Origin of the sequence: Streptomyces sp. NRRL B-24572 (assembly GCF_002156145.1) — a bacterium.
GTDB classification, from domain to species: Bacteria; Actinomycetota; Actinomycetes; order Streptomycetales; family Streptomycetaceae; genus Streptomyces; species Streptomyces vietnamensis.
Genome location: NZ_MWIG01000127.1, coordinates 1 through 15,673, shown reverse-complemented (window position 1 = coordinate 15,673; position 15,673 = coordinate 1). Strand labels below are relative to the sequence as shown.

Sequence of the window (15,673 nt, the reverse complement as noted above, 5' to 3'; positions counted from 1 at the left end):
CGGGCTCTTGTCAGTGGAGTGCGCTTTCCTGTCTTCCATGGAGTTCACTCATTCGATGCTCAACAACCTGCTGGACCGGATCCCCCGGCCGAGCGGGGTTCTGTACCTCTCGCAGGACATCGACCCGCACACGCTGGTCGAGAAGCTGGCTTTCCGTCACGGGGAACCACGAGCCCTGGTCCTGGACGGCATCATGACCCCGGGCGTGAGCGAGGTTCAGGGCGCGGGTCTCCTCGACCTCCTCGAAGGCCGTGCCGAGACGGTAGTGGCCTGGGCCCATGCAGGACAGTGGCTCGGCGTGGGGACCGCACTGGATGCGCAGGGCGACATCGTGCCGGTGCTGGCGGTCACCCCGCGGCAGGCACAAGTGCTGCCCGCGGGGATTGCCGGCCAGGACGAAGACTGGGTCGAGCGGCTCATCGGCATCACCGGCTGGATCCTGCCGCCCCAGCGACCGGACGTCGACTGGGCGCAGATTGAGGCGCGCATGGGTACGCGTCTTCCCGGCGACTACAAGCGCATGGTGGAGACGTTCGGGGAGGGCGCCTTCGATGCGTACCTCCATCTGAACCAGGAACCGTGGACCGACTTGAAGGAGGACGGCCTGCTCGTCTGGGCAGGCACCGAGCACGAGAATCTGTACTGCTGGCAGATCGACGACGGAGACCCTGCCCATTGGCCCGTCACCATACAGACATTCGACGGCGAGAATGTCCCCTTCGACTGCTCAACCGCAGAGTTCGTCTGCCGCATCCTCCTTGAGAAGGACCACCCCTTCACGATGGCCCACTACTTCGACACCCACTGGTTCATGACTTACCGCACGAACGCGTGAAGCCTCCCGGCCACGGCCACGCAGGAACCGGTCCAAGTTCGGTGGCAACCGATCCAGGGCGGATGGTTACGGGACAGCCTTTAGGGCAAGGCCGCTGATCGCCCCATCGGGCACTCCGACGACGGCGTGTCCGGCGGCTGGGGCTGCGGTGTCCCGGATCAGCGGCCCGCGCCGCGACGTTGAGCAGCGGGGTGGCGGCGGCGACTCCGTCGACGCCGGCGCGGAGGGTGCCCGAGATCTCCGTCAGGAGGACGAGGACGATCAGGGTGTGCATCACTGGCGGCGTGCCGGTTCTGAATCGTGTGGCCAAGGGGTACGCGGCCCCGGGGCGTGCCGCCGGGCCGCCCTCCGGCGGGCGTTGGAGGAGCCGCCGTACGGGGCGCAGCAGCGGCCAGGCCGGCACGGCTCCCGCGACCAGGGGGTGACCGTGTGGCGGGGGAGGACGCGCAGCAGTGCCGGCGCTGCGAAGGCGAGGGCGAGTGCCGGCATGAGGTGAGTGGCGTCGGGCCGGCTGCGGGCCACGGCCGGGACGGCCATGCATGCGCGCAGGGCGGCCAGGGTCTGGAGACGCGAGCAGACGGCGGGGCGGTCGCTGACCGGGTGTCGTCGACCTCGTGTCCGGAGTGCAAGGTCACGGAGGTACGGCTGCGGCCGACAGCTGATCGGTACCGGGCTCAGGCGTGGGGAACGAGTGCCACGGGCGCCGGGCTGTGGTGCAGCACCGCGTGGGCCACGCTGCCGATGCGCGCGCCCAGCGCCGAATGACGCATACGCCGACCCACCACCACGAGCGCGGCGTCCCCGGCGGCCTCGACCAGTTCGAGGCCGGCCGATCCGACCACCACGCGGGCGGTGGCCTCGACGTCGGGGTACTTCGCCCGCCAGGGCTCCAGCAGTTCTCGGAGCGAACGCTCTATCTCCGGAGCCACGGCGAGTCGGATGTCCGGGACCATGGCGGGTCCCAGTCCGGCGAACAGCGGAAGCTGCTCGGCATACACGACATGGACCGGGGAGTCCCGCCGGGCGGCTTCCTCGAAGGCGAAACCCAGAACCGCGTCCACGGGCTGCCGCACATCAACCCCCGCCACGACGGGACCTCTCGAACTGGTCTCGCTGCTGCCGGCCCGTACGAGGACGACGGGCCGTTCGACCGTGCCGGCGACCGTCAGGCCGACCGAGCCGAGCAGATAGCCGGTCACACTGCCCAGGGCCCGTGAGCCGAGGACCAGCAGCTCGCCCTCCTCGGCCGCGGCGACGAGGCCCGGCACGGGACCCGAGGGCAACAGGCGGGTGGTCACCGACAGGCCGGGATGGCGCTCGCGCAGTCCGGCGGCGGTGCGCGCCACCATCTCCTCGCCCCACGTGTCCTCGAACCCCTGTGGCATGAATGACAGCACGGCCTCCGATACCGGTTCCTTCGCGTACACCAGGTGCACGCGAGTGCCGCGCAGTACCGCCTCCTCGGTCGCCCACTCCGCGGCGGCGTTCGCCTGTTCCGTGCCGTCCAGGCCGACCACGATGCTCCGGGTCATGATCGTGCACCTCCTTGTCAGGTGTCGTCGACGTCGTAGGTGAGGCGGGTGGAGGAGACCGAGACCACGCCGTCCACCGTCGCGCACATGCGCTCGATCGCCGGGATCATGCGCCGGAAGGGCAGCCTGCCGGCGAGGTCCACCTTCCCGTCTCGCACCTCGACGGTGAGCACGGCCGGTCCGAGACGCAGCGTTTCGCCGAGTACCTCCTCGACGATCTCCCGGCGGATGTCGTCGTCCTCGCGGAGGAAGACGCCCAGCAGGTCGCGGCGGCTCACGATGCCCACCAGCCGGTCCTCGTCGTCGACGACGACGAGCCGCTTGATCCCCTGGACCTCCATCAGCCGTGCCGCCTCCGCCACGGTCCAATCCGGACGGGCGCACACGGCGGGTGCGGACATCAGCTCCTCGGCCCGCGTCCCCTCGGCCTTCGCCCGCTCCCACGCCTCCAGGGCCGGGACGGCCGGCGGGTCACCTGGTGTGGCGGGTTGGTCGGCGGTCTTCCGCAGCAGGTCCCCTTCCGACACCACCCCGACCACCCGGCCCTCGCCGTCCACCACGGGAACAGCGGTCACTTGGTGGCGCGAGAGCGTGCGGGCGATCTCCTTGAACGGGGCGTCGCCACGGACGCTCACCACCTCACGGGTCATCAGCCGGTCGATCCTGCGGTGACGCATCACCCTCTCCTTCCCTGCGCGGAGCCGTGTGCCTCGCCCACCAGGCGAGCGGCGCAGCCGTCCCAGGTGTCGAGGGCCGGATAGTCGTCCTCGGTGAGTTCCGTCCCGCTGAGTTCGGCGAGCGCCTCGACGAACTCGAGGAAGTCCAGCGAATCCATCTCGAACGTGGCGCGCAGGGACACGCCGGGATCGAGACCGGTGAACTCGGCGCCGGGGACGACACGTTGCACGGCTTGCCGAACGAACGCCTTTGCCTGGTCGTGGTTCACAGTTCCTCCGGTCGTTGCAGGAGCCGGTCCATGGCGGTCAGGAGACGAGCGCCGGTGGCGCCGTCGGCGGCTCGGTGATCGGCGGACAGTGTGGCCGTCAGCACGGGACGTACTCCCAGCAGGCCGTTCACGGCCACCGGTCGTTCGACGATCCTGCCGAGGCCGACGAGCGCGACCTGCGGCGGGTAGATGACGCCGAACACCGCCTCGACGCCCTGGTCGCCGAGGTTCGTGACGGTGAGACTGGGATCGGCGGTCTGCGACGCTCGGAGCCGACCGCCCCGTGCCCGTGCCACCAGGTCCTTGAGCGCGGCCATCACCTCGGCCACGGAGAGCGTGTCCGCGTGGGCGAGGGCCGGGGCGACAAGGCCACCGCCCCGCAAGGAAACGGCAATGCCCAGCCGTACCTCCTCCGCCGGGACGAAGCCGTCGTCGCCCCAGTGCCCGTTGAGCTCGGGCACTTCGCGCGCTGCCGTCGCGACGGCCTTGAAGGTGAGTGCGGCGGGCACGAGGCGGGCGGACAGCGGCAGTTCGCGGTTGCGGGCGTGCATCCACTCCAGGGCCGCTGCCATGTCCACGGTAGTGGACAGGTAGAAGTGAGGGATCTCCCGTTTGGAGCGACTCATGAGCCGGGCTGTGGCCGATCGTGCCGCTTCCGGGACGGCCTGCCGCGGTGCTCCCTTGTCGGCTGCGGCGGAACGGACGTCCTCTGCACGGACGCTGCCGCCCCGGCCCGTTCCGGTCACTTCGGCGAGGTCGACGCCGAGTTCCGCGGCCAGACTCCGCGCGAGCGGTGAGGACTTCACGCGCACCGGAGCAGGACGCTCCGCGGTCGAGTCGTCACTGTGCACTGGCTTCGCCGGCCGTGTCGTCGGCACGGACACGTCGCGCTCCGGTGCTGGTGCTGGTTCCGGCTCCAGTTCCGAGTGCTCCACGTCGGCGCGTGTGATCCTGCCTCCCGGGCCCGAACCATGGACGGCGGCGAGGTCGACGTGCCGGTCCTTGGCGAATCGGCGGACGAGGGGCGTCGACGTCGGCGGGCTTTCGACGAGCGGTCTTTCCGTGGACGGGCTTTCGGCCGGCCGGATTTCGGCGGTCGTGCCGATACGTGCCAGTGGGGTGCCCACCGGCACGGTGGTGCCTTCGTCGACGAGGAGGGCCTCGACCGTACCGCTGTCGAAACACTCCACCTCGATCGCGGACTTGGCGGTCTCGACCACGGCGACGACGTCGCCCCGCGTCACCTGGTCACCCGGGTGCACCAGCCACTGGGAGAGCATGCCCTCGTCCATGTCGGCGCCGAGCGACGGCATGGTGAACTCGGCCATCTCAGCTCACCACCCGGCGCGCCGCCGCCACGATTCCGGCCGGCTGGGGGAGCGCCGCCTCCTCCAGCCGGCGGGCGTACGGGATGGGGACCTCCGCACTGCAGACCCGTTCGACGGGCGCGTCGAGGTCGAAGAACGCCTGTTCGTAGATACGCGACTCGACCTCGGCCGACAGACTGCCGCTGCGCCAGCCCTCGTCGACCACGACGGCCCGGTGGGTCCGCCGGACCGAGCCGACGATCGTGGCGTCGTCCAGGGGCCGCAGTGTTCGCAGGTCGACGACCTCCGCGCTGATCCCTTCCCCAGCCATCGCCTCTGCGGCTTCGAGAGCCTTGGACACACAACCGCCGTACGCGACGACGGTGACGTCGGTGCCCTCGCGCCGGATGGCCGCCCGGTCCAGGTCGACATCATGGGCCGCCGGATCGAGCATGCCGGCCGTGTTGTAGAGGCTGCCGTGTTCGAAGATCAGGACCGGATCGGGGTCGGCAAGCGCTGCCGCCGGCATGTGGCGGGCGTCGTCGACCGTGGCCGGCGCCAGGACACGAAGACCGGGAATGTGCGCGTACCAGCCTTCGAGGCTGTGGGAGTGCTGGGCGGCCAGTTGCCGTCCCGCGCCCGTCGTCATGCGGATCACCAGCGGCACGCCGAGCTGTCCGCCCGACATGTGTCGCAGGGTGGCGGCGTTGTTGAGGATCTGGTCGAGGGCCAGCAGGCTGAAGTTGACCGTCATGATCTCGACGACCGGCCTCATCCCGGCCAGGGCGGCGCCGATACCGGCTCCGACGAACGCGGACTCCGACAGGGGCGTGTCCCGGACACGCTCGGGCCCGAACTCCTCCAGGAGACCGAGGCTCACCCCGAAGCATCCGCCGTAGCGGCCCACGTCCTCGCCCATGAGGAAGACCCGGTCGTCCGCTGCCAGGGCCTCGCGCAGCCCCTCCCGCAGGGCCTCCCTGTATGTGATGGTGCCGTCGTCGGGATGCGCCCGTGGTCGCGTACGCGTGCTCATGACGGAGCCTCCTCGTGGCGGCCGGTGACATGGAGCAGCAGGTCTTCGGCCGGCTCCTCGGGGGCCTGTTCGGCCATTCGGACGGCTCGGTCGATCTCCTCCATGACCTCGTGGTCCAGAGCCTCCAACGCGGCGGTGTCGAGGAGACCGGCCGCGGTCATGCCATCGGCGAGGCCCGTGACGGGGTCGTGCCGTTTCCATTCCTCGATCTCGTCCTTCGGCCGGTACCGGTCCGGGTCGTACATCGAGTGTGCTCGGAAGCGATACGTCCGCATCTCCAGGAAGTGTGGTCCGTTGCCGGCGCGGATGGACTCGACCGCCCCGCGCGCCGCCTTCTCCACGGCGCGTACGTCCATGCCGTCGACGGCCCAGGCCGCCATGCCGTACGACGCTGCCCGCATGGCGAGGTCCGTCTGGGCGTGTTCGCGGGCGAGGGCCGTCCCCATCGCGTACAGGTTGTTCTCACAGACGAAGAGCACGGGCAGTCCCCAGAGCGCCGCCAGGTTGGCGGTCTCGTGGAACTCGCCCTCGGCGAAGGCCCCGTCACCGAAGAAGCAGCAGGTCACCGGGGACTCGTGGCGCATCCGGTGAGCGAGGGCCAGACCGGCCGCGAGCGGCAGCCCGCCGCCCACGATCGCGTTGCCGCCGTAGAAGCGGCGCGCCGCGTCGAAGAGGTGCATGGAGCCGCCTCGGCCGTGGCTGCACCCGGTGGTCTTCCCGTACATCTCCGCCATCACCGCGTCGGGCGGCACGCCGCGGGCCAGTGCGTGACCGTGCTCGCGATACGTCGAGACCACCGCGTCCTGCTCGGAGAGCGCCTGGTGGACACCGACGGCGACCGCCTCCTCGCCGATGTAGAGATGGACGAAGCCTCGGATGGCCGCCGAGCTGTAGAGCTCCACGCACCGTTCCTCGAACCGCCGGATGAGCAGCATCTGCCGCAGGAGGTCCAGGTCATGGGCCGCCGCTGGAGTGCGAGAGGGCGACGCGGGTGCACGGGTGCGACGGGGACGCTTCGTCGGCGATGCTTCGGCGGACGTGCCGCCGTGTGCGGTGGCCATCACGGCTCCTTCCTGGACGTGCCGACCGTCCCGGACGGTTCGGGGGACTCCAGCGTCGACACGTCACCCTCGGGCAGGCCCAGTTCGCGGGCCCGCAGCAGGCGGCGCATCACTTTTCCGCTGCGGGTGTGGGGCAGATCCGTGACGAACTCGATCTCCCGGGGGGCGACGGCCGGGCCGAGACGCCGACGGGCGAACGCCATGACGTCGCGCCGCAGTTCGCTGTCGGGACGGTACTCGGGGCGCGGCAGCACGAACGCCTTGACGATCGCGCCGGCCAGCGGGTCGGGGCGTCCGATGACTCCGGCCTCGGCGACCGCCGGATGCTCCATGAGCGCGCTCTCCACCTCGAACGGCCCGATGAGGTGACCCGCGGACTTGATGACGTCGTCGGCCCGGCCCACGAACCAGTACCAGCCGTCGGAGTCGCGGCTGACGAGGTCGCCCGTCAGGTACCAGCCGTCGGCGAAGCACGCCTCGTAACGGCTCGGCTCGTGGAGGTAGCCTCGGAACATCGACGGCCAGCCCGCTCGAAGGGCGAGTTCGCCCTGGGCGCCCGGCTCCTTCAGGATCTGGACGCGCCCGTCGTCGATCGCGGCCCGGCCGTCATCGCCGCACGCCAGGACGGCGGCCTCGACTCCGGGAAGCGGTCGGCCCATCGAACCGGGCCGCACCGGATCGGCCGCGAAGTTGGCGATCATGATGGCGCCGGTCTCGGTCTGCCACCAGGTGTCGTGGACCGGCAGCCCGAGTGCCTCCCGGCCCCAGTGCACGGCCTCGGGGTTGAGCGGCTCGCCGACACTCGCGACGAACCGGAGCGCGGAGAGGTCGTGGCGTGCGCCAGGCGTCGGGCCGCCGCCGCGTGGTGCGGCCCGCATGAGCATGCGCAGCGCGGTGGGGGCCGTGTACCAGACGGTGACGCGCTGGTCGGCGAGGATTCCGTACCAGCGGGCGGGGGCGAAGTCCCCTTCGTCGACGACGGTCGTCACGCCGTGGGTGAGCGGGGCGATGACGCCGTACGACATTCCGGTGACCCAGCCGGGGTCGGCGGTGCACCAGAAGACGTCGCCCTCGTGCAGGTCCAGGGCGTAGGCGGCGGTGACGTGATGGGCGAGGACCGCCTCGTGCACGTGAATCGCGCCCTTGGGGGTGCCCGTCGTACCGCTGGTGAAGTGCAGTAGCGCCGGCTCGGCCGGATCGGTCGGCGCCACGGTGTACTCGTCCGGCGCGGCGGACGTGAGAGCGGGGAAGGAGAGGATGTCGGGGGGCGGGTCGGTCCCGGGGTCGAGAAGCAGCACGTGGCGCAGGTGCGGAAGACGGGACCGCACCGGGGCCACCTTGCGCTCGTACAGCTCCCGGGTCGTGACCAGAGCCCTGGCGTTGCCCAGCTCCATGCGCAGCGCGACGGGTTCGGGTCCGAAGGCGGTGAACAGGGGGCAGAGGACTCGCCCGGCACGCAGGGTGCCGAGGACGGCGCCGTACAGCTCTAGCCGTCGGCCGAGCAGGGTGAACACCCGCTCGCCGCGTTCCACGCCCAGCGTTTCCAGTACGTGCGCGAAGCGGGAGCTCTCGGCCGCGAGCCGGGCGAAAGTCACCGTCTGCACCGATCCGTCGCGTGCGACGCAGCGCAGCGCGACGCGCTCGCCGTGGCCCTCGCGCAGGTGCCGGTCGACCGTCTCGTATCCGATGTTGACGCCGCCGTCCGGCAGCCCGGCGAGCCGGGACCGCTCGCGTCGCCAGGAGAACGTCGCCCGGGCACTTTCGTAGTCGGGCATGACCGGTGTCACCCAAAGGGCGTTCATCGCGGTGGCTCCACGTCGAGCGTGAGGTTGTCATAGGCGTACTCGATCGATTCGTGCAGGGCGACGACTCCGTCGACCGAGCGGCAGAGCCGAACGATCACGGGGATGTCGGCGCGCTCGTCGACCCGGCCCGTCAGCCTGACGACTCCGTCGTCGACGGTCACACGGATCGTGTCGGGGGCGAGGCGCAGAGTGCCGGCCAGGACGTCGTGCTCGATCTCGTCACGGATCGCCGTGTCACCGCGCAGGAAGGGTCGCAGCAGGTCGCTGCGGCTGATGATCCCGACGAGCCGACCGGTCTCGTCGGTGACGGGAAGCCGCTTCACCTCTGCGCGGTGCATCGCCCGGGCCGTCTCGACGAGATTCCAGTTCGACTGGGCCGTGACCGCGGGCGAGGTCATCAGCTGGGCGGCCGTCTCCGCATCGGGCGGCCTTTTCTCCTCGGACACCCATCGGATGCCCGCTGGGCGGCCCTCCAGATCGGGGAGCTCGGCGGTGGTCCGCAGCAGGTCGGCCTCCGAGACCACACCGAGAAGGCGTCGGTCCGGGTCGACGACCGGGACCGCCGAGACGTCGTGATCGGCGAAGAGACGGGCGATCCCTTTGAACGAGGTCTCCGGGGCGGCAGTGACCACGTCGTGGGTCATCACCTCGAAAACCGTGCGATGCTGCATGACGGTCCTCCTTCCCGGAAGCGGCGGCCCCGGTAGGTCTCACCCTGCTGCGCGAAACCCGCCCCCGGGCAGTGCCGAATGGTCCCCTTCCGGGACTGTTCGCCCCTATGACGGTCGGCCGGCCGGACGCACGGTGGAGGCGAGAGCGCCGGTCTCGGGAGGGCCGCGGCCGGGCGCGCGGGCCGGGAGGCGAGAACGATGACTGCGACCGGAACACGGCGAGGTCAGGAGAAGCCACGCGCCGGATTGTGGGCTCACCTCGGCGATCGGCTGATCGTGGGCGGTGCCACGGTCGGGGACGAGGGGCGTGACGGTGAGATCGTCGGGCTGCACCATGTGGACGGCACTCCCCCCTTCGACGTCCGATGGTCGGACACGGGCCGGGTCACTCTGGTGTTCCCGGGCCCGGACGCGCGGGTCCAGCACTTTCCGCCGCATGATGCGAAGGGCGCTACTCGGCCGTGAACTCCGCCGCCGCGTCCACCACGCCGGGCACCGCCCGGGTCAGCCGCAGGGCCAGATCCGTGGGTACGGACCGGGGCAGGCGTCCGGTGAGCGTCACCGCGCCGTCCGCGACCCGTACGGTGAGTGCGGCGTCGCCTTCGGGGATCAGGTGCGCGAGGAGTTCGTGCCTCACGTCCCCGGCGAGTTCGGCATCGGAGCGAAGGTAGACCTTGAGCAGGTCGCCCCGGCTGACGACGCCGACCGGGCGGCCGTCCTCGTCCACCACGGGAAGTCGCTTGAGACGCCCCCGCCCCATCAGCCGAGCGGCCCCCGCGATCGTGGTGCCGCGCGAAACGGTGACGGCCGGCGCCGACATCAAACTGCCCGCCGTCACCGATCCCACGCTGTCCCGGTCCCCTCCAGGAACCTTGCCGAGAATGTCCGCCTCGGACACCACGCCGACCACCCGCCCCTCGGCCGACAGCACGGGAACCGCGCTCACCCCCCAGCGCCGCATGGACCGGACGATCTCCTTGACCGGTGCATCGAGCCTGGCGGAGACCACGGCATGGGTCATCACGTCGTCGACGGTACGCGGGTGCTTCATGACCTGCCTCCGGTACTCCTGCCCCCCGAGTCCTGTTGCTGAGAGCGTGTCGCCGCCGGCCGGCAGCGGCAAGGGCCGAAAGGGGCACGTCAGGACCCGGACAGCCCTGGCACAGACCCTCGACCGGTGCTTTCCTGAAGGTGAGGAGGGGCCCGCCCCAGGGACGCGGGGAAGCGGCTTCGAGCCGCGCACCGCGCGATCAGGATCCGCGAGAAGCGGATGGGCCCCTCCTTTCGTCGTGTCTCGGCGCCGCCTTCACGCGTGGTCCGGGCGGACCACGCCTGGGACCGACCGGCCCTATCCAGCGCCTGCCGCCCGGTGCGAGCGTGACAGCAGGTCACCACTCGACCCGGAAGGTAGTGGGCACGATGGAATCGCCCCTGGTGGTAGGAGTCGACGGGTCCGACGCCAGTCTCACGGCATTGGACTGGGGCGTCGACGAAGCGGTACGGCACGGGCTTGCCCTGCGGATCGTCCACGCCTCGATGTGGGAACGGTACGAGGGAGTCGTCCCGACCTGGGCCATGGAACGGCCCTCGGGCCAGGTCCTCGCCGGGAACATCGTCGGCACCGCGGCCGAACGCGCCCGACGCCGTGCGCCCGACCTCCCCATCATCACGGATGTCCTCGCCGAGGACGCCTCCACCGGGCTGCTCAGGGAGGGGCGGGAGGGTTCGATCCTCGTCGTCGGGTCCCGTGGACGCGGTGAGTTCGCGGACCTTCTGCTCGGCTCCGTCAGCCTCGTCGTGGCCGCCCGTGCCCACTGCCCGGTCGTCGTCGTCCGTGGGGACCGGCAGGCCCTGGAGGCACGTCACGAGCGAGTCCTGCTCGGCGTCGGCGAGCACGACGTGGACTCGCCGGCCGTACGGTTCGCCTTCCGTGAGGCGGCGGCCCGGGACGCGGAACTCGACGTCGTCCGCGCCTGGCGACGACCGGCGCATGGACCGGCCGACCACCTGCTGATGAAGCGCGCCGGGGCGGTCTACTTCGCGGAAGAGTCCACCGAACTGCTCGACAAGGCCCTTGAGACCGCGGCGTCCGAACATCCCCGGGTTCGCCTGCGCAGGAGCTCGGTCGAGGGTCCCGCCCACACGATACTGACCGAGCGCTCGGCCGCCGCCGACCTGCTGGTCGTCGGGGCACGGCGCAGGGACGGGCTCATCGGCCTGGAACTCGGCAGGGTCGCCCACCGTGCTTTGCACCACGCCTCGTGTCCGGTCGCCGTCGTACCCCAGTGGCGTTCCGAGACCACGGAAGGAGAGCCGTGATGAGCACAGCCGGCGACCGACACGCCCCGCGTGCCACGAGTGACCTGGGCCGCCGCGTCGGCGCCAGGCGCGCGCAACTCGGCCTTTCCCGGGAGGACGTGGCCGAACGGGCCGGCTCCACGCCCGGCTACATCGCCTACGTGGAGGAGCGGGTGCCTGCTCCGGGGATCGAATTCCTGGTCCGGCTCGCGAACGCCCTGGAAACCACCGTCCAGGATCTCACCGGATCCACGGCCGACCTCGCGCCGGGAGGGTCCCGTGCCGGGTATCGGGCACGACTGGAGGAGATCGGCGAGGCGGAATGCTGGGAGCTGCTCGACGGCCACGGCGTCGGCCGGGTCGCCGTCGAAGGAGGGGACGGGCTCATGGTGATCCCCGTGAACTACCGGGTCGTCGACCGGGAAGTCGTCTTCGTGACCGCCGCGGGCTCGCCCCTCGCGCGCAGCGCGGCGTCCGGCGCGGAAGTCGCCTTCGAGGAGGATCGCCTGGACGAAGCGTTCAGCCAGGGCTGGAGCGTGCTCCTCGTCGGTCCGGTACGCACGGTGTCGGACGAGACCTCGGTACAGAGGATCAATGCCGCCGGCAGGCCGGAGCCGTGGGCCGGGGGTGGGCGCGAAACCATGGTGACGCTCTCGCCGCGCCGGGTGACCGGCCGCCGCGTCCGGGGGCCGGGCGCGCCCGGCACGCCGTCCGGGTCTGCCGACCGAGGGCCGTCGCGTACATGAGCTCCGAGTGCCGGGCGGGCTCGAATCTCCTGTGGCGGGCGCGCCCGGACGCGCTGACGCGAGGCACTTGGTGCACACTGCCGACATGGCCGAGGACAAACCGCAGCTCGGGCCCCCTGAGTCGCTGTTGCAGCTGATCGACAATCTCGCGCGGTTCCATCGCGAGCATGAGGAGTACTACTCGCAGGCGCCGCTGCGGCAGGCCGGCGAGCTGCAGGCGCGGTCTCGGGCGCTGAAGGCGCTGGCCGACCGCTGGAGCGTGATCGGCGTGGGCGAGCAGGTGTCGGCGATCGCGTTCGCCGGCACGGAGGACCTGAACGCCCCCGGCCTGGTCGCGGAGTCGGGCATTCTCTTCATGGAAGGGGAGGGTGAGCCGCCCGAACTGCAGAGGCTGAAGCGTGAGGTCGGGCTACTGGCGGACGACCTTGAGCACACGAGTGTCTGGCTGTCCGGGGCGATGGAGCAGGCGTGGGAGATGGCCGGAAGCCTGGCTACGTATCCGGCACTGGCCGACCTGCTCGGGGAGCGGCACCGGATCATCGCCGACGACTGGCAGTCGGCGGGCCTGCAGGCCCTGATCGCGCGGCTGCTGCGACGCGCCCTCGACCTGCTGACCCGCGTCGACTTCGCCCCGGCAGCGCTGCGGGCCGACCTCGGCGGCGAGCGAACCGCCCCTTCCTACCTCTATTCGGCCTCCGAGCTGCTGGACCGGGCGGCGGATCTGATGGCGGAGTCGGCGACGCTGGTGCACGCCAACGAGCGACGCTGGCGCGTCTTCCGCACCCGGGTTCGCGAGTTGCGGTCCGGGTCTTGACGATCTGGTGGGCCAGGCCCTTCACATCGCGACTGGCGGCGTGACTTGGACGTGGGTGGCGCCGTGCCCGGGAGGCGCGGGGCGGAGCACGGGGCTGTGGGAAGGCGCCTCCTCACATCAGGGGGACGACGGCGACCGGCGCGGGACTGTGGTGGATGACCGCATGGGCGACATGGCCGAGATGCGCGCCGAGGGGGACTTTCCGGCTGCGTCGTCCCACGATGACGAGCTGCGCGGTCTGTGACGCCTCGACCAGCTCGTACGCAGGCGGGCCCATGGTCGTCTCGGCCGCCACGTCCACGCCCGCGTACCGCTTCCGCCACGGTTCCAACAGGTCGTCCAGACCCCCGAGGAGGTGGCCGCCCAGCTCCTCGCCGACCCCCGGGGCCATGATGGACGCGTAGCCGTACGAGGCGGGAAGCGTCCAGCTGTGCAGGAACCGCAGCGGCGTGTTCCTGCGGGCGGCTTCGTTGAACGAGAACGCGAGCAGGGCTTCGCAGGGATGGCGGATGTCGACACCCACCACGATCCCGCCCTCGGGAGCTGGTGGTGCGCCCTTCGAGCGCACGAGGACGACCGGTCGGCGCGCCGAGCTGACGACGGCGAGGGAGACCGAGCCGACGATGAAGCCACGGATTCCACCGAGCCCACGAGATCCGAGCACCGTCAGATCTGCCTCGTTCGCGGCGGCCGTCAGTTCTTCGGCCGCCCGGCCACGTGCACGTTCCGTGAGCACCTCGAGGCCGGGATGGTCCTTCTGCACGCGGACTGTTTCGTCCCGCAGGAGACTGCCGGCCCGTTCGGCCGAGGTGCGGGCGTAGGGCAGGGGTACGTCCGGGGTGTTCGGCCACTCCTCCACGTGCACCAGACGGAGGGGCTCTTCGCGCAACACCGCTGCCGTCGCCGCCCAACCCACGGCGGCGAGGCTTTCCTTCGAGCCGTCCAGACCGACAGTGACCTGAGCCGTCATGGCGTGCCTCCTCAGTCGTGTCCGCTCCGTTCCGCGCGTGGTCCGGATCGGAGAGGACGTCCCGAACTTCAGGCTGGTGGTCCCGTGCCTTCCGGCAGCAGGGCCGGGCAGGTCTCGATCGGGTCCGAACGGCCCATCCCCGGGAGGCTCGCCACGGTGTCAGCGTGGGAGGTGTCCCCCCTCGGGGCGTGCTCCCGAGCGCCGGGCGTACTCCCGAGGAGGAAGCCATGACCAGCGAGATCCCCGCTCGGCCGGAGCTCGGCAACGTCGTCGCGGGAGTCGACGGGTCCCCTTTCGGGCGCACGGCCGTGCTCTGGGCCGCCGCCGAGGCGGCCCTACGGGGGCGGCCCCTGCATCTCGTCCACGCCGCCGACACCGACCGCCGGGCCCTCTTCGCCGATGCCGAGACGATCCAGGCGGTACGCGAGGCGGGTCGCGACCTGCTGATCGAGACCGCGAGCACGGTCCAGGAGCGCTTTCCGGACCTTTCCGTCACGAGGGAACTGAGCCGTCAGGAGCCCGTCGCCGGTCTCCGGGCGGCCGGCGGCCACCGGGGAACGATCGTGGTGGGCAACCGGGGCCTCGGCGGATTCTCCTCGCTCATGCTCGGTTCCGTGGGTCTGGGCGTGGCAGCCCGTGCGGAGGTGCCCGTGATCGTCGTCCGTGGTGACAGCGACCGTCCCGAGTCGGGCTCGGTGACGGCGGCTGTGCACGGTGCCTCGGATCTCGGCTGGCTGCTCGTCGCGGCCGCCGAGGCGGATGCCCGCAAGGCGGTGTTGCGACTGGTGAGCGTGTGGAACGTGCTCACCCACGTCGGCAGCGTCGCGACCATGCTGGACGACCTCGACGAGCTCGCGCGGCAGCGCGTGCACGAGGTCAAGGCGCTCGCCGACCGCGTGCGTGACTTCTATCCGGGGCTGAACGTCAGCCATCTCGTGGAGACGGGCACGAGCACGCCCGGCATCCTGGTGGAGGCGACCGCCCACACCGATCTGCTCGTGATGGGCAGAGAACACCGAGTCCTGGGCGCGGGCCCGTCCCTGGGGCGTGTCGCCCACGTCCTGCTCCACCACGCCCGTTCCCCGGTGGAGATCGTCCCACCCGCCTTTGCCACCCGGGTCGAGGAGACGTGAACGAGATGCTGCTCGGAGTCGACCCTCGGGAGCAGTCGATCCCCGCTCTCGTCTGGGCCGCCGCCGGGGCCGTACGAAGAAGAGGACTGGCGCTCCGGCTGGTCACCGTCGTGCCGGCTGCACACGACGGGCTCCGGTACGACGCGGTCGCCCACCAGAGCGCCCTGCGACTCCGTGCCGAGTCGGCGATCGCCGATGCGGAGGACCTCGTACGGGAACTCCACGACGGTCTGCGGATCGCGACGGAACTCGTGAACGGCATGCCGGCGACCGTGCTCCGTGACATGGCGGCGCACGCCGCACTCGTCGTCGGCTCACGCCGTCTCGGCAGGGCGGCCGAGGTGTTCAGCGAGAGTTCCGTGGTCGTCCCGCTCACCGCGCGCGCCTCCTGTCCTGCCGTCGTGGTCCGCGAACCCGAACACAGTGCCGTGCACCCACCGACCCTCGTCGTCGGCGTGGACGGAAGCGAGTCCTCACGGGCCGCGGTCGTCTTCGCCGTCGAGGAGGCGAGCCTGCGCGAGG

General features: G+C 71.1%; 16 protein-coding genes and 1 pseudogene. 7 read left to right on the top strand and 10 right to left on the bottom strand.

Features of this window, described 5'->3' with window-relative positions:
- The first annotated feature begins 37 nt into the window (after nt 1-37).
- Nucleotides 38-835, top strand: a complete 798-nt coding sequence (locus CCN56_RS08385; RefSeq protein ID WP_256961857.1) for a hypothetical protein — start codon at nt 38-40, stop codon at nt 833-835.
- Between the two features lie 674 nt (nt 836-1,509).
- On the opposite strand, the gene CCN56_RS08380 is transcribed toward CCN56_RS08385, so the two are convergent.
- Genes CCN56_RS08380 through CCN56_RS08345 form a run of 8 tightly spaced genes read right to left on the bottom strand, consistent with a single transcriptional unit; the run spans nt 1,510 to nt 9,190 of the window.
- Complete coding sequence (locus CCN56_RS08380) at nt 1,510-2,367, bottom strand: universal stress protein (protein ID WP_086825098.1); 858 nt, start codon at nt 2,365-2,367, stop codon at nt 1,510-1,512.
- Nucleotides 2,368-2,384: 17 nt separating this feature from the next.
- Nucleotides 2,385-3,044, bottom strand: coding sequence for a CBS domain-containing protein (locus tag CCN56_RS08375; RefSeq protein ID WP_086825096.1), 660 nt, complete (start codon nt 3,042-3,044; stop codon nt 2,385-2,387).
- Nucleotides 3,044-3,313, bottom strand: coding sequence for a phosphopantetheine-binding protein (locus tag CCN56_RS08370; RefSeq protein WP_086825095.1), 270 nt, complete (start codon nt 3,311-3,313; stop codon nt 3,044-3,046). Before CCN56_RS08370 ends, CCN56_RS08375 begins: the two co-directional genes overlap by 1 nt.
- Nucleotides 3,310-4,641, bottom strand: coding sequence for a 2-oxo acid dehydrogenase subunit E2 (locus CCN56_RS08365; protein ID WP_086825093.1), 1,332 nt, complete (start codon nt 4,639-4,641; stop codon nt 3,310-3,312). The genes CCN56_RS08370 and CCN56_RS08365 overlap by 4 nt, the downstream gene beginning before the upstream one ends.
- 1 nt (nt 4,642) lies before the next feature.
- Entirely contained in the window at nt 4,643-5,653 is a 1,011-nt protein-coding gene (locus CCN56_RS08360) for an alpha-ketoacid dehydrogenase subunit beta (RefSeq protein ID WP_086825090.1), read from the bottom strand.
- The gene (gene pdhA / locus CCN56_RS08355; protein ID WP_256961856.1) at nt 5,650-6,714 is read right to left on the bottom strand and encodes a pyruvate dehydrogenase (acetyl-transferring) E1 component subunit alpha; all 1,065 of its coding nucleotides are present in this window, start codon (nt 6,712-6,714) and stop codon (nt 5,650-5,652) included. The genes CCN56_RS08360 and pdhA overlap by 4 nt, the downstream gene beginning before the upstream one ends.
- The gene (gene acsA / locus CCN56_RS08350) at nt 6,714-8,516 is read right to left on the bottom strand and encodes an acetate--CoA ligase (protein ID WP_086825088.1); all 1,803 of its coding nucleotides are present in this window, start codon (nt 8,514-8,516) and stop codon (nt 6,714-6,716) included. Before acsA ends, pdhA begins: the two co-directional genes overlap by 1 nt.
- Entirely contained in the window at nt 8,513-9,190 is a 678-nt protein-coding gene (locus CCN56_RS08345; protein WP_086825086.1) for a CBS domain-containing protein, read from the bottom strand. The genes acsA and CCN56_RS08345 overlap by 4 nt, the downstream gene beginning before the upstream one ends.
- Before the next feature lie 246 nt (nt 9,191-9,436).
- Between CCN56_RS08345 and CCN56_RS08340 the strand changes: the two are divergent.
- Nucleotides 9,437-9,616: pseudogene (locus CCN56_RS08340) on the top strand (DUF1918 domain-containing protein); the annotation flags it as partial.
- A 25-nt stretch (nt 9,617-9,641) separates the two neighbouring features.
- Here the strand turns inward: CCN56_RS08340 and CCN56_RS08335 are convergent.
- Nucleotides 9,642-10,241 carry a CBS domain-containing protein gene (locus CCN56_RS08335; RefSeq protein ID WP_086825084.1) on the bottom strand — a complete coding sequence of 200 codons (600 nt, stop codon included), beginning with the start codon at nt 10,239-10,241 and terminating at the stop codon, nt 9,642-9,644.
- 368 nt (nt 10,242-10,609) lie between these two features.
- Here CCN56_RS08335 and CCN56_RS08330 point away from each other — a divergent pair, with 368 nt between their 5' ends.
- The 3 genes from CCN56_RS08330 (at nt 10,610) to CCN56_RS08320 (ending at nt 13,048) form a co-directional block, all read left to right on the top strand.
- Nucleotides 10,610-11,509, top strand: a complete 900-nt coding sequence (locus tag CCN56_RS08330) for a universal stress protein (protein WP_086825082.1) — start codon at nt 10,610-10,612, stop codon at nt 11,507-11,509.
- Nucleotides 11,509-12,234, top strand: coding sequence for a pyridoxamine 5'-phosphate oxidase family protein (locus tag CCN56_RS08325; RefSeq protein ID WP_086825080.1), 726 nt, complete (start codon nt 11,509-11,511; stop codon nt 12,232-12,234). Before CCN56_RS08330 ends, CCN56_RS08325 begins: the two co-directional genes overlap by 1 nt.
- Nucleotides 12,235-12,319: 85 nt before the next feature.
- Nucleotides 12,320-13,048: a hypothetical protein gene (locus tag CCN56_RS08320; RefSeq protein ID WP_086825125.1), complete on the top strand. Its 729-nt coding sequence runs from the start codon at nt 12,320-12,322 to the stop codon at nt 13,046-13,048.
- A gap of 112 nt (nt 13,049-13,160) precedes the next feature.
- Here CCN56_RS08320 and CCN56_RS08315 read toward each other — a convergent pair whose 3' ends face one another.
- Nucleotides 13,161-14,018: a universal stress protein gene (locus tag CCN56_RS08315; protein WP_086825077.1), complete on the bottom strand. Its 858-nt coding sequence runs from the start codon at nt 14,016-14,018 to the stop codon at nt 13,161-13,163.
- 227 nt (nt 14,019-14,245) lie between these two features.
- On the opposite strand from CCN56_RS08315, the gene CCN56_RS08310 reads away from it, so the two are divergent.
- Together CCN56_RS08310 and CCN56_RS08305 are read left to right on the top strand one after the other, a co-directional pair.
- Complete coding sequence (locus CCN56_RS08310; RefSeq protein WP_086825075.1) at nt 14,246-15,151, top strand: universal stress protein; 906 nt, start codon at nt 14,246-14,248, stop codon at nt 15,149-15,151.
- A 5-nt stretch (nt 15,152-15,156) separates the two neighbouring features.
- Nucleotides 15,157-15,673, top strand: a 517-nt coding sequence (locus tag CCN56_RS08305; RefSeq protein WP_256961863.1) for a universal stress protein, incomplete at its 3' end; no start/stop codon positions are given.

Coding starts and splice junctions, on each gene's coding strand:
- CCN56_RS08385 (WP_256961857.1), top strand. CDS start 38: ATGGAGTTCACTCATTCGATGCTCAACAACCTGCTGGACCGGATCCCC.
- CCN56_RS08380 (WP_086825098.1), bottom strand. CDS start 2,367: ATGACCCGGAGCATCGTGGTCGGCCTGGACGGCACGGAACAGGCGAAC.
- CCN56_RS08375 (WP_086825096.1), bottom strand. CDS start 3,044: ATGCGTCACCGCAGGATCGACCGGCTGATGACCCGTGAGGTGGTGAGC.
- CCN56_RS08365 (WP_086825093.1), bottom strand. CDS start 4,641: ATGGCCGAGTTCACCATGCCGTCGCTCGGCGCCGACATGGACGAGGGC.
- CCN56_RS08360 (WP_086825090.1), bottom strand. CDS start 5,653: ATGAGCACGCGTACGCGACCACGGGCGCATCCCGACGACGGCACCATC.
- pdhA (WP_256961856.1), bottom strand. CDS start 6,714: ATGGCCACCGCACACGGCGGCACGTCCGCCGAAGCATCGCCGACGAAG.
- acsA (WP_086825088.1), bottom strand. CDS start 8,516: ATGAACGCCCTTTGGGTGACACCGGTCATGCCCGACTACGAAAGTGCC.
- CCN56_RS08345 (WP_086825086.1), bottom strand. CDS start 9,190: ATGCAGCATCGCACGGTTTTCGAGGTGATGACCCACGACGTGGTCACT.
- CCN56_RS08335 (WP_086825084.1), bottom strand. CDS start 10,241: ATGAAGCACCCGCGTACCGTCGACGACGTGATGACCCATGCCGTGGTC.
- CCN56_RS08330 (WP_086825082.1), top strand. CDS start 10,610: ATGGAATCGCCCCTGGTGGTAGGAGTCGACGGGTCCGACGCCAGTCTC.
- CCN56_RS08325 (WP_086825080.1), top strand. CDS start 11,509: ATGAGCACAGCCGGCGACCGACACGCCCCGCGTGCCACGAGTGACCTG.
- CCN56_RS08320 (WP_086825125.1), top strand. CDS start 12,320: ATGGCCGAGGACAAACCGCAGCTCGGGCCCCCTGAGTCGCTGTTGCAG.
- CCN56_RS08315 (WP_086825077.1), bottom strand. CDS start 14,018: ATGACGGCTCAGGTCACTGTCGGTCTGGACGGCTCGAAGGAAAGCCTC.
- CCN56_RS08310 (WP_086825075.1), top strand. CDS start 14,246: ATGACCAGCGAGATCCCCGCTCGGCCGGAGCTCGGCAACGTCGTCGCG.